This window comes from Chryseobacterium sp. GQ58 (genome assembly GCF_059758895.1).
In genome coordinates, this window is the sequence record NZ_JCAXEH010000002.1 from 751077 (window position 1) to 764124 (window position 13048).

General features: G+C 34.6%; 15 protein-coding genes. 9 read left to right on the forward strand and 6 right to left on the reverse strand.

Translation table 11 applies throughout. From position 1 onward, the window contains the following. Positions 1-50: 50 nt before the first annotated feature. Positions 51-686 carry a 16S rRNA (guanine(527)-N(7))-methyltransferase RsmG gene (gene rsmG / locus AC6CHK_RS07640; protein WP_498095043.1) on the reverse strand — a complete coding sequence of 212 codons (636 nt, stop codon included), beginning with the start codon at positions 684-686 and terminating at the stop codon, positions 51-53. A 169-nt stretch (positions 687-855) separates the two neighbouring features. On the opposite strand from rsmG, the gene AC6CHK_RS07645 reads away from it, so the two are divergent. From AC6CHK_RS07645 to AC6CHK_RS07660, 4 genes are all read left to right on the forward strand, one after another. Beyond that, positions 856-2049, forward strand: coding sequence for a pyridoxal phosphate-dependent aminotransferase (locus AC6CHK_RS07645; RefSeq protein WP_498095044.1), 1194 nt, complete (start codon positions 856-858; stop codon positions 2047-2049). Positions 2050-2164: 115 nt separating this feature from the next. Further along, a complete protein-coding gene (locus AC6CHK_RS07650) occupies positions 2165-2797 on the forward strand; it encodes a peroxiredoxin (RefSeq protein ID WP_498095045.1) in 633 nt (210 codons plus the stop codon). A 117-nt stretch (positions 2798-2914) separates the two neighbouring features. Further along, positions 2915-3220, forward strand: coding sequence for a thioredoxin family protein (locus AC6CHK_RS07655; protein WP_498095046.1), 306 nt, complete (start codon positions 2915-2917; stop codon positions 3218-3220). Between the two features lie 2 nt (positions 3221-3222). Further along, on the forward strand, positions 3223-3474 hold the full coding sequence (locus AC6CHK_RS07660; protein ID WP_498095047.1) for a DUF6952 family protein: 252 nt from the start codon (positions 3223-3225) through the stop codon (positions 3472-3474). A gap of 144 nt (positions 3475-3618) precedes the next feature. Here the strand turns inward: AC6CHK_RS07660 and AC6CHK_RS07665 are convergent, their stop codons facing one another. Genes AC6CHK_RS07665 through AC6CHK_RS07675 form a run of 3 tightly spaced genes read right to left on the reverse strand, consistent with a single transcriptional unit; the run spans position 3619 to position 5863 of the window. Further along, positions 3619-4308 (reverse strand): Bax inhibitor-1/YccA family protein, encoded by a 690-nt coding sequence (locus tag AC6CHK_RS07665; RefSeq protein ID WP_498095048.1) that lies wholly within the window; start codon positions 4306-4308, stop codon positions 3619-3621. Between the two features lie 24 nt (positions 4309-4332). Continuing rightward, entirely contained in the window at positions 4333-4785 is a 453-nt protein-coding gene (locus AC6CHK_RS07670) for a peptidylprolyl isomerase (RefSeq protein WP_498095049.1), read from the reverse strand. 43 nt (positions 4786-4828) lie between these two features. Next, entirely contained in the window at positions 4829-5863 is a 1035-nt protein-coding gene (locus AC6CHK_RS07675) for an acyl-CoA reductase (protein ID WP_498095050.1), read from the reverse strand. Positions 5864-5922: 59 nt separating this feature from the next. On the opposite strand from AC6CHK_RS07675, the gene AC6CHK_RS07680 reads away from it, so the two are divergent. The 5 genes from AC6CHK_RS07680 (at position 5923) to AC6CHK_RS07700 (ending at position 11224) form a co-directional block, all read left to right on the forward strand. Next, positions 5923-6273, forward strand: coding sequence for a 4Fe-4S binding protein (locus AC6CHK_RS07680; protein ID WP_498095051.1), 351 nt, complete (start codon positions 5923-5925; stop codon positions 6271-6273). A gap of 106 nt (positions 6274-6379) precedes the next feature. Further along, positions 6380-7444, forward strand: a complete 1065-nt coding sequence (serC, locus tag AC6CHK_RS07685; protein ID WP_498095052.1) for a 3-phosphoserine/phosphohydroxythreonine transaminase — start codon at positions 6380-6382, stop codon at positions 7442-7444. 116 nt (positions 7445-7560) lie between these two features. Next, complete coding sequence (locus tag AC6CHK_RS07690; RefSeq protein ID WP_498095053.1) at positions 7561-8520, forward strand: D-2-hydroxyacid dehydrogenase; 960 nt, start codon at positions 7561-7563, stop codon at positions 8518-8520. A gap of 8 nt (positions 8521-8528) precedes the next feature. Continuing rightward, positions 8529-9773 carry a DUF1015 domain-containing protein gene (locus AC6CHK_RS07695; RefSeq protein WP_498095054.1) on the forward strand — a complete coding sequence of 415 codons (1245 nt, stop codon included), beginning with the start codon at positions 8529-8531 and terminating at the stop codon, positions 9771-9773. Positions 9774-9826: 53 nt separating this feature from the next. Beyond that, positions 9827-11224: a M28 family peptidase gene (locus tag AC6CHK_RS07700; RefSeq protein WP_498095055.1), complete on the forward strand. Its 1398-nt coding sequence runs from the start codon at positions 9827-9829 to the stop codon at positions 11222-11224. Between the two features lie 10 nt (positions 11225-11234). Here AC6CHK_RS07700 and AC6CHK_RS07705 read toward each other — a convergent pair whose 3' ends face one another. Together AC6CHK_RS07705 and AC6CHK_RS07710 are read right to left on the reverse strand one after the other, a co-directional pair. Then, the gene (locus tag AC6CHK_RS07705; RefSeq protein ID WP_498095056.1) at positions 11235-12401 is read right to left on the reverse strand and encodes an aspartyl protease family protein; all 1167 of its coding nucleotides are present in this window, start codon (positions 12399-12401) and stop codon (positions 11235-11237) included. A gap of 66 nt (positions 12402-12467) precedes the next feature. Next, positions 12468-13046 carry a hypothetical protein gene (locus tag AC6CHK_RS07710; RefSeq protein WP_498095057.1) on the reverse strand — a complete coding sequence of 193 codons (579 nt, stop codon included), beginning with the start codon at positions 13044-13046 and terminating at the stop codon, positions 12468-12470. Positions 13047-13048 lie beyond the last annotated feature (2 nt).

Sequence of the window (13048 nt, forward strand, 5' to 3'; positions counted from 1 at the left end):
TATGATTATTAAACGTTATTTATCAAAAATTATTCCTTTTTATGTTAAAATTAAGAGTTAAAATTACCTTTTGATAGATAAACTACTTTTTTGGTGTCAAAAAACTCTTCGTCAAAATAATTTTTAAGGTTATAAATTTCACATTTCAGGCCTGCCAATTCTTCAGCCAAATCACCGCCTTTTAGATAAAGAACTCCGTTGTGCTTTGTATTAAACTGTTCTTTTTCAAATTTACCTTTCAGCCAACGCAAAAATTCCGGCATCTGCGTAACGGCACGGCTTACGACAAAATGGAACTTTTCTTTTACCTTTTCTGCTCTTCCGTGAATTGCAGTTACGTTTTTTAAATCTACACCTTCTGCCACGGCATTTACAACGCTTATTTTTTTTCCGATAGAATCAATCAATGTAAACTGCGTTTCAGGGAATAAAATAGCCAAAGGAATTCCGGGAAAACCACCGCCTGTACCAACATCCAAAACTTTCGTGCCCGGCGCAAATTCCATGATTTTAGCAATACCCAAAGAATGAAGAATATGTTTTTCATACAATGATTCCATATCTTTTCTGGAGATCACGTTTATTTTTTCGTTCCATTCGCCGTAAAGGCTTTCTAATTTTGTGAACTGATCGATCTGTTTATCTGAAAGATCCGGAAAGTATTTCTGAATTAACGCTATTGACATGAGGCTTATTATATAAAAAAGCAAAAATAAGTTTTATTTCATATTTAAATATTGTTTTTTAAAGATAATACCAAATCGCCGGATTTCCATATTTCAGATTTTGAAAATAAGCGATTCACATTTTATTCAAATTAAGTTTTTTATATTTGTTAAAAGACAAAAAGAATACATGGATAAACTTTCAGACAGAGTAAACAGATTGGGTTACTCTCAAACCTTCGTAATGTCTAATAAGGCCAGAGAAATGAAAGCCAGCGGAATAGACGTAATAAGCTTAACGCTTGGTGAACCGGATTTTGATGTTCCCGACAATATAAAACAAGCCGCATTTGATGCGATCAACGAAAATTACAGCCACTACTCGCCCGTTCCGGGATTTTTGGAACTTCGTCAGGCGATTTCTGAAAAATTAAAAAGAGACAACCAATTAGAATATAAACCTACACAAATTTGTGTTTCGAATGGCGCAAAACAGTCAATTTTAAACGTTTTGGCGGCAATCGTGAATGATGGTGACGAAGTTTTGCTTCCCGTGCCTTATTGGGTAAGCTATGATGAAATGGTAAAAATGATGGGCGGAAATTCTGTAATGCTTCCAACTTCGTATGTTACTGATTTTAAAATCACCGCCGAACAGCTTGAAGGAGCAATTACCAATAAAACGAAAGCCGTTCTTTTCAGCTCGCCTTGCAATCCTTCCGGTGGATACTATACTTATGATGAATTAAAATCTATTGCTAAAGTCATTGCCAAATATCCTCAAGTGACGGTAATTTCTGATGAAATTTATGAATACATCAATTACGAAACAAAAACAACATCGATTGCTCAGTTTCCTGAAGTTTATGAACAAACTGCCGTAATCAACGGAATGTCTAAAGCTTTCGCAATGACGGGCTGGAGAATCGGATATTCTGCATGTCCGGAATGGTTGGCAAAAGCCTGTGAAAAAATTCAGGGACAAATGACGAGTGGCGCAAATACCGTGGCTCAAAGAGCTTCAATTACCGCTTTAAAAACTGATCCGAAAGAATATAAATACATGATCGACGCTTTCCAGAAAAGAAGAGATATGGTTTATGATTTAATTAAAGAAATTCCTGGTTTTAAAGTTGTTTTGCCAAAAGCCGCTTTTTATTTCTTTCCGGATATTTCTTATTATATCGGAAAAACATTAAATGGAACTGAAATTAAAAATGCTGATGATTTTGCAATGTTTATCCTTGAAAATGCTCACGTTGGCTGCGTTGGCGGAGTTTCTTTCGGAAGCCCTGAATGTATCAGATTTTCTTATGCCGCTTCGGAAGATGATTTGAGAGAAGCGATGAAAAGAATAAAAGAAACTTTGGAAAAATACAGTTGATTTTACAGGTCAATTTTAAAACAATTATAGATTTTATTTATCGAAAATCATTTTTTCGATAGACGAAAAGTTATATATTTGCACAAGAAATTTAAATCAAAAAAAAATAAAAATTATGTCTTTAGTAGGAAAAAAATTCCCAAACGTAACGATTGACGCAATGTCTGAAATGGGTGATGATCTTAGAATCAACATCTTTGAAGAAGCTACAACCAACCAGCAAAAAGTAATCTTGTTTTGGTATCCGAAAGATTTCACTTTTGTATGCCCGACTGAGCTTCACGCTTTTCAGGAAGCTTTAGGTGAATTTGAAAAAAGAAACACAAATGTAATCGGAGCTTCTTGCGATACCAATGAAGTACACTTTGCTTGGCTGAACGTTTCAAAAGATAACGGCGGTATCGAAGGTGTTACATATCCGCTTTTGGCTGATACACACAGACAATTGGCAAATATGTTGGGAATCGTAGATCAGGATTTCGAATATGATGAAGAAGGAAACGAATCTTTCACAGGTTCAAACGTTACTTACAGAGCAACATATCTTATCGACGAAACTGGAAAAATTTTCCATGAGTCTGTAAACGATATGCCTCTTGGAAGAAACGTAAAAGAATATTTAAGATTAATTGACGCTTACACTCACGTTCAGAAGCACGGTGAAGTGTGCCCTGCAAACTGGGAAGAAGGAAAAGAAGCAATGAAAGCCGACAGAACTTCTACTGCTGAGTATTTAGCTAAAAACTAAGATTTCAATATAACAATGTAGCAGTCTAACATTGTAACAATTTTAAATCTTTTTTAATTGTTAGATTGATAAATTATTGGATTGCTACATTGTTTATTCTTTTCTAAAAATAAACTTATGTATACAGAATTAACAGAAGATACGCTGCAAAATATTGTAAGCGACAATGAAAAAGTGGTTGTACAATACGGAGCTACCTGGTGCGGAAACTGCAGAATCATGAAGCCGAAATTTAAAAAACTGGCTTCTGAAAACGAAGAAATTCCTTTTTTGTATGTAGACGCTGAAAAACTGCCGGAAAGCAGAAAATTGGCTAAAGTTGACAATTTACCTACTTTTGCGATTTTCAAAAACGGCGAATTGGTGAATCAGGTTCAGTCTAACCAAGCTGAAAGTTTAATTAATTTATTTAATGAATTGTAATTATGAAATTACCTATAATCAGACAATTCTATCAAAACCAAACTCCTGAAAATCTTGAAAAAACTTTGGAAGTTTTAGAAAGCTTCAGCGAATTCAGAGGAACAAGCGAAGAAGACTTAAACGTTGCCGGAGAATTGATTACAAATATCTGCGGAGCGCTTGAAGTGCACGCGAATGTACAAAACGGAATGAGCGAAAAAGATGCTTTAAATTCATTTGCTCAGAAAGTTTTAGGATCAATCGATAAAAATTAATTATTTAAAAATTGAAACATTTAAAAAATTCTAAGAATTAATCATTCTTACAATAAAAAATCCCGATGAAAAACATCAGGATTTTTTGGGTTTATTATAAAATGAGCTATAAATTTTTAAAACTCATCACTCAAAACTTATAATTTAGCTTCTTCTGCTCATTAAAATGCTTAAAATATACCAAAACAGCAACATTATAGAAGCAAAAAGCTGTAGCGAAGCACCTACATATTGATCGGTTGCATAAGAATCTTTAAGCTTGCTTGTCTGATACAAAATCGTTGCAGAAGCCAAAATCACCATTCCTACAGAAAACCAAAGTCCAAGGTTGAAACCGAAAATCATTCCTCCAACAATCAAACCGATGGCGATAAAACCTCCGATTACGATTATATTTCTTAAGAAAGAAAAATCTCTTTTTGAAGTGAAAGCCACCGCAGAAATTCCTGCAAACATGGCAACGGTAAGTGTTGCAGCCTGAAAAATAACTTCCCCGCCTCCTGTGTAAGCTATTGCCATGTAAATAAGCGGCAAAAAGATGGCCGCCTCAAGCAATACATAAAAGCCCAATCCTAAATATTGCGTCGACTTACTTTGTGATAAAGACCATTTGGCAGCCAAAAAAGAAGCCAGCCAGAAAATCCCGATAACAAGTAACCAACTGTATCTTTGCCCGATCATCATGTAAATCATTTCGGCAGGAACAATCTTTATTAAAATCGTTTCAACAGCTATAAAAGCTAAAATCGCCAAAGCGACGTGCAAATACGTTTTTTTGTAAAAACTTGCCTTTTCTATCTCTGTAGATTCGGCAACTAAAACATTGGTCATCATAGTTTATAATTTTGATTGAATAAATTAATTAGGTTTTTTAAAAGGTTTAATTCCAAGAATTTTCCCATCGTTCTCAAAGACTGCAGTGATAACTTCTTTTGGTTCAGGAGCCTTGTCATCCGCGTATTTATATTGAATCATCGGATATGTGTTGCCGTCCATCAAAGGTTTATAAGCTGTTTTAATAATCTCCATTTTTCTGTTGGTGTTGATGTCGGCTGTCAGTTTTTCGTAAACAGCTTCCGTCACTACTTTTTTGGCGTTATCAGAAAGCAAAGCTTCCATTGTTTTCCGGTCAGATGACTTTAAAGCATTGATAAACTTTGAAAAGTTACCATTATATAATTCAATCTGCTTTTTAGTCAAGTCTAAAGGCGTATCAGACTTTTTGTTGTTCTCAACTTTCAGATCCACAACTTCCTGCGAATAAAAAAGCGGAGCAGATAAAAGTGATACAATTAAAAGGATTTTGTTCATTTTATGATTTGGTTTTAAATTTATAGATACAAAGATATTATTATTATATTACCTCCAAAAATTTCATCGTATCGACGTTGTCTGCATAAGTATCAAGCTCCGGATTTTGCGCTTCCCCGAAAGGAATTGATTCTAAATCAAGCTCATCTTTAGCAACAATACACTGAATGTTTTCGTTGTTTTCAGCAATAAAATTTTTCACATTATCTAAAGAAGAATATCTGCTGAAATTGATCACAGAAAGCGGACTGAAAAGACTTTCATCTTCTTTCATCATCACAAAATTATTGTCCCAGAATTTATCCTGGTTTAAAAGATAAACCGCCCGATTATAATCGTAATTATTGGCATATTTATTATGATTAATAACTTCCTTAAAATCTATAAAGCTTTCAAACAATCGGTCAATAACAAAATCCTGCGGAATAAAAAGTCTGGTTACATTTCTGCATCCCAAACCAAAATACTGGAAAATATCATTCGCCAAAAGCTTCAATTCTTCTTCCGTCTCATCACCTTTCAAAACGGCAACAGAAGTTCTGTTTTTTCGGATAATGCTCAGATGATTTTTAAAATAATACTCCAAATATCTTGCCGTATTGTTACTTCCCGTCGCAATTACGGCATCAAAACCCGCAAGTCTTTCAACAAATTCATATTCAATTTCGTTATCAGAAAACTCTTTCCATTTTTTTAAAAGAAACGGAAGCATCTTCTTGTCTTTCGATGATAATTTGATCAACGGTATATGATTGCTCAAAATTACAGAAATCACATCGTGAAATCCCACTAAAGGAATATTGCCGGCAAGGATCAAACCTACCTTTTTTGTTGTTTTTGATGTTGAATAAGCTTTTAGCCAATCATTTAGCTTTTCCTCCGTGAGCAGATCCGACCATTGTTTCAAGGCGAATTTCTGGTTTTCAATGGTAAACCATGGATTTTCTATTTCTGATCTTTTCAACAGGGATTCAAATTCAGAATCTTTTTCATTAAAATCTTCAGAATTTTTTGCTAAAAACGCTTTTATATATCTACTTAATTCAATAAGTCCTAAAACTTGCTTTTCCGTATTCATAATTACTGTAAAATTGAGGAATATTTTGTAATTTTGTGCAAATTTAAAAAAAATTAGCGATGGCTATTAAAATAACTGATGAATGCATTAATTGTGGCGCCTGCGAACCGGAATGCCCAAATAATGCGATTTATGAAGGAGCAGTAGATTGGAAAGCTTCCGAAGGGACAGAATTGAAAGGTATTGTAACTTTACCATCGGGATTGACGGTAGATGCAGATGCGCCTCAGGAGCCGGTAAATGATGATGTTTATTTTATTGTAACAGATAAATGTACAGAATGCAAAGGTTTCCACGAAGAGCCACAATGCGCAGCCGTTTGCCCGGTAGATTGCTGTGTTCCGGACGAAGATCATGTGGAATCTGAAGAAGCACTGCTTAACAAAAAAGTATTTTTACACGGTGAATAAACTACGCCGTCTCATGAATGATGAGACGGTTTTTTTAACTTTATATTTCAGAAAACTTCACAATATTATTAATAAAGAATTATTTTCTTAAAAAACAAAGTAAATTATGAGCAAAAAACACAATTTCAGCGCAGGACCATGTATTTTACCAAACGAAGTATATCAAAAATCTGCAGAAGCGATCTTGGATTTTAACGGAATCGGACTATCTCTTCTTGAGATCTCTCACAGAAGTAAAGATTTTGTAGCGGTAATGGATGAGGCTCGTGCGATTGTAAAAAGATTGATGAATTTGGGTGATGATTATGAAGTTTTATATTTAGGCGGCGGTGCAAGTCTACAATTTGCAATGGTACCTTACAATCTGATGAAAGTTGGTGGAAAAGCAGCTTATCTGGACACCGGAACATGGGCTGCAGGAGCCATTAAAGAAGCAAAAAAATTAGGAACGGTAGATGTTTTGGGATCTTCAAAAGAAGAAAAATACTCTTTTATTCCTAAAAATTATACAGTGGGTTCAGAATATGATTATTTTCACTGCACATCAAACAACACGATCTACGGAACTCAAATGAAAACTTTCCCTGAAGTAGATACTTTGATGGTTTGCGACATGAGTTCTGATATTTTTTCAAGACAATTAGACTTTTCAAAGTTTGACTTAATTTATGCAGGCGCCCAGAAAAATATGGGTCCGGCGGGAGTAACTTTAGTAGTTATCAAAAAAGAAATTTTAGGCAAAACAGGAAGAGAAAATATGCTGTCGATATTAGATTATTCTCAGCACATTGCAAAAGAATCAATGTATAATACGCCACCGGTTTTCCCTGTTTATGCATCTTTGCTCACATTACAATATTTGGAAAACAATGGAGGAATTGCTGCAGCTGAAGCAAGAAATGAAGCCAAAGCCCAACTTTTGTATGACGAGATAGACAACAATCCTCTGTTTGAAACTTTCTGCAAAAAAGAAGACCGCTCGTTGATGAATGTCTCTTTCCAGCTGATTGACGAAAGTAAAAAAGAAGAATTTGATCTTGCCTGGAAAACTGCGGGAATCAACGGATTAAACGGACACAGAAGTTTAGGAGGTTACAGAGCCAGTTTATACAATGCTTTACCGATTGAAAGTGTACAAGTTTTGGTGGATGTAATGAAGTCAATAAAATAAACTAAATTAGGCAACGCAAAAAAAATAAAAAAGATGAAAAGATTTTAGACATGAGATAAAAGACAAAAAAGTCTGAAATCTAAGATCTGAAATCTAAATATCTAAAAAAATACAATATGAAAGTCTTAGCTAATGACGGAATTTCAAAAGCAGGAGAACTTGCTTTAAAAGAAGCCGGAATCGAGATTCTTAACAACAGAGTTGCGCAAGATCACGTTATTAACTTTATCAATGAAAATAATGTTGACGTTCTTCTCGTAAGAAGTGCAACGAAAGTGAGACAGGATTTGATTGACGCTTGTCCGGGTCTGAAAATCATCGGAAGAGGCGGTATTGGTATGGACAATATTGATGTAGAATATGCTATTGATAAAGGCTTGTATGTGATAAACACGCCTACAGCATCTTCAAAATCGGTCGCTGAATTGGTTTTTGCACATTTCTTTTCGTTGGCAAGATTTCTTCACGAATCCAACAGATTAATGCCTTTGGAAGGGGAAACTCATTTTAATGCAATGAAAAAATCTTTCAGCAATGCTTATGAGCTTTCGGGGAAAACTTTAGGAGTAATCGGCTTCGGAAGCATTGGCCAGGAAGTCGTAAAAATAGGCATTTCTTTAGGAATGAAAGTGAAAGTTCTTACCAGAAAGCCCAGAACCGAAAACATTAGTTTGAGTTTTTTTGACGGACAGACCGTTAATTTTGAAATCACTTCCACCAATGATATGGAAGCTTTCCTGAAAGACACAGATTTCATAAGTATTAATACACCTAAAACCAATGAATATATCATCGATACCGCTCAATTTGAAAAAATGAAAGATGGTGTCTATATAGTTAATACTGCAAGAGGCGGCGTTATCAACGAAGTTACTCTACTTGATTTTATAGAATCCGGAAAAGTAGCTGGAGCTGCGTTGGATGTTTTTGAAAACGAGCCCAAACCTGAACTGATTTTATTGATGAACCCCAACCTTTCTCTTACACCACATCTTGGCGGAAACACTGTTGATGCACAAGAAAAAATAGGTGTGGAGCTTGCAGAACAAATTATTGAGATTAAAAAGAAATTATAAAATATAATATGCCTGTTTTTAAACCTTTCCGTGGAATAAGACCTCATAAAGATCATGAATCTACATTTCCAACTCATCCTTTAGATAATTTCACTCAATCTGAAATCGCCGAAAAAGCGCAGGTTGAAAAGACTTATATCAACATGATAAAACCCTATGTTGTAAGTAAATCTAAAGATGTCGACAGGAATTTAAGGAAAATACGATCTACTTTTGAAGAACTGCTTGATGAGAAAACCCTTGTGCAGGACAATTCATCATATTATCTTTATGAGCAGATTTATCCGAACAAACAGGTTTTCAGAGGACTTTTGGGCCTTGCAAGCATTGAAGACTTCTGGAACGGAAAAATAAAAAGGCATGAAAGCACCATTCCGCACAGAAAGGAAAAGCTGGCTCATTACCTGGAAAAAGTAAACCTTCAGGCTGAGCCTGTATTGCTTACCTACCCTTCCAATTCTAAAATCGAATTACTGATGACACATGAGGAAAAAAACGTTCCAATTTTCAATCATACAGACTCGGTGGGAATACGTCACAAAATCTGGAGGATTGATAATCGCCTGAAGCTTCAACAGTTCAAAGAAGTAATCGACCAAATCGACGCATTTTATATTGCCGATGGCCACCACAGAATTGGTTCTACCGCTCTTAATGCAAAACGTCAGAAAGAAAAAAATAAAAAACACAACGGTACGGAAGCTTATAATTTTGTGTACAGCTTTATCGTTTCCAACCAGTCGATCAAAATTCATGATTATAATAGAATTGTAAATAATATCGGCGACTTTACTACTGAAGAGTTTTTGAAAGAGCTTGAAAAATATTTCCTGATTCACCAAAAAGAAGAAACTCCTTATTATCCTTCCCAGAAATTCCATATTTCGATGTATCTGGATGGTAAATTCTATTCTCTTCATGTGAAACATGACCTTCGTTCGCAGGAAATGTCTTTAGATAATCTTGATCATCATCTTTTGGATAAATACATTATTAAAGATATTTTAAAAATTGAAGATTCGGACAGTTCTGATCAGATCAGCTATATAAAGGGATCTTCAAGCCTGAACGGAATAAAGCTTTTAAAAGAAAAGGTAGACGCCGGAGAAGGTAAAGTAGGTTTCGGAGTGTATCCTGTAAGCTTTAACGATATGATAAAAATTTCAGATTTAAGGCTAAGCATGCCTCCAAAATGTACATTTATCGAGCCAAAGCTTGTTACTGCTTTATTAATGTACGATATGAAACAATAATTCATAAATTTTTCTTTATTTTTATGCACCGAAAAGAAAAAAGGTCAGGAAAAATGAAAAAAATCTTACTCATCATACTTCCACTCTTTTTGAGTGGATTTTTATTTTCTCAGAAAAGAACAGTAAGAAAAATTACCCCAATTGCGAAATTTAATTATATAGACGAGTTCAAAAAAATCTCTGATGAAATTTTCGTGAATGGCGCCGCATATAATAATCTGGGTGAACTAACAAAAGGCGTAGGCCCAAGATTCAGTGCAACTCCGGGCTATGCAAAAGCTACAGAATGGGCCGAAAGAAAACTTAAAGAAGCAGGTGCCGAAAACATCTGGAAACAGGAAGTTAGAGTTCCCGTTTGGGTAAGAGGAAGAGAATCTTTACATATAAAAACGGCAAACGGAGAATGGAAAAATATCCGTATGCTTTCTTTTGGAAACTCGGAAGGTACGAAAGGTAAAGATCTTATTGGCGATATATTGATGGTAAATGATGTTCATGAATGGGTCAACCTGAAATCAATAGACGTAAAAGACAAAATTATCTTTGTTAATTATCCGATCGATCAAACGATTGTAAATACTGTAGATTCTTACCTGATTGCGGCCAAGTCAAAGCTTCTTGCCGCTTCCGTTATTGGTCAGAAAGGTGCAAAAGCTTTAATCATCAGATCTTTGACAACAGCTTCAAACGATATTCCCCATGCTAAACAAATTTATTACGAGCCGGATGATAAGGCTAAAATCCCGGCTGTAACAATTGGAGTAAAATCTGCTGATGAACTAGAAAAGCTTTTAAAAAAGCAAACCGTAAAAGCAAAACTCAATATGTCTGCCGAATCCAAAGGCGAAACAATCAATTATAATATTATTGGTGAAATTCCCGGGAAAAAAGATTCTAAAGTTATTGTTTTGGGTGCTCAGCTCGATTCGTGGGATTTTGCGGAAGGCGCTCATGATGACGGTTCCGGAGTTGTGCAATGCCTCGAAGTTTTAAGAACTTTTAAAGCTTTGGGATTAGATAACAATCATACGATAAGAGTCGTTTTATATGCCAATAGCGAAAATGGCGGACACGGCCGGGAAAGCTATGCCGCTTATGTCAAAAAGAAAGGAGAAAAGCACATTCTTGCTTTAGGTACAGATTCAGGAGGATATTCACCGAGAGGTTTTTCTTTGGATATGTCGCCGCAAAGAAGGCGCCTGGTTTATCCTTGGAAACAATATTTCCTTCCGTATGGCGTATATGATTTTGACCAGACTTATGCTATTCAGGATATTGTACCGCTCAAAAAGTTAGATATTCCTCTGATCGAAATGGTTGTAGACACACAAAGGTATTTTGATTATCATCATTCGGCTGAAGATACTTTTGATAAAGTCAATAAAAGAGAATTGCTTTTGGGTGCAATCGTAATGACACAAATGGTTTTTATCGTTGATAAAAGCTGGTAAGAATATTTTATTAATTCAAATATTCCTTTTTATTTAATTTAAAATCTAAAACTTTACCGTCACGTTTAATCTTAATATCTATTGAATTTGTTTCTTTTTCAACTCTGTTCAAAAAGTAATGACAAGAAGATTCTTCATTTAAATTTTCAAAACTTACGTTATTAATACTGAGAATGATATCATCCGTTTTTAATGGAAAATCTTTTTCACGAAATACCATGACAACAACAGCCTTAAGATCAATAAACCGATATCCGAAACCGAATGATTCCAGCTTTGCAGGATTATTTTTAATACGCTGCATGTAGATTTTATTGTTTTTCCAGTCGAGAATATACTTAAATTTTTCGAAGAATTCGTTTCCTATAAGATTTGAATTCCCTGTCATTATTATTTCATTTTCAAACTTTTGACCTTCAATAATAATATCATCCGCTTTAAAAATATACGAAGAAATAGGCTTTCCGGCGCCGAAAGCTCCGACAGAATTTGTTCCGTACATTTCGACAAACTTCACTTTTCCGTTTTTAGGATCATAATTGTTTTCAGAAACTTTTAATTTTCCCGTAAATCCCGTATCAAACGTTAGCTCGATATTTTTATCCAGTATTTCAGATTCTACAACAGGTGTTTTTTGAGGTTTTGGCTTAAAAGTAAATATTGTTTCATAGCCTTCCGTTGAGAAATTATTCAGATCTTTTGTAGCTTCGATAAGGTTTTCCGAGTAATTTATTCTCCAAAATAATTTTGCCATTTGATTGGCGCCGATGATTCCGTCGATATTCATGCATCCAAATTCCGGACTTTTAAGATCGATAACTATTGCTCCAATATTTGTAAAAATTACATTATCAACCTTCATTTCAGGCAACTTTGTGAAAATCTGTTCCTGCTTATTTTTCTGTGAATCTCCAACTTTAGTTCTATGTTTCTTCTTAAGATTAAGCACATTATAAATTTCTGTAGAAATTACGGTTGGAGCGCCGGTATCGAAAATAAACTGATAAGACTTATTGTTGATCCAAACTTTTACTAAAGGAATTTGGTGAATATAGGTAAGATTTATTTTTTCAACAGGATTTTTAAGCTCCGCCACTCCGCTTTCAAAAAACCGTTTTCCCTGACCAAAAACTACATTAATATAAAGTATAAATAATAGAAGTATTATTTTTTTCATGGTGAAATTTGTGCTAAATAATATTTTATTTTAAGTTTTTAGATTGAAACAGTTATTTGAATATAATTAAATTTTCGCTAAAATTTTAGTCGGCAACACTTTTACCAGTTGATTTTTATATTCTTTTTCAAGAATTACCAGCTTCCAGTTTTTTTTATCTTTTGAAACCGCACAGACTTTCATGGGTGCGTTGATGAGATAGGAACCTTCATCGGCTAGATATTTTACGTTGCTTTTACCATATTTTGCAGTAAGCATCTCTCCTATTTTCTTTTTCATGTCATCGTTCATGGAGGCTGCATTTGCTTTCAGTTTTAAAAAATAGCTTGCCACTGAAAAATATTCTCCATTGATCAATTCCGGTTTCTCCACCGAACTAAATTTCATATCCTGAATATCAATCTTTACAAAAGGATTATTATACGTCATATTCAGAAACTGCGTCACTTGTTCCTTGGACACAACTGTAAAAAATTTAGGATAAATACTGTCCACAGTCTGATCCAGCTTTTTATATTTGATCGTATTTACAAAATACACAATTGATTTCCTGATCGCCTGATCATCAGCGTTTACCTTAGTTTGAGCAAAAGAAAAAAACGAAAGAAAAAGGAACGTTAATGCTAATAATTTTGTTCTCATCATAA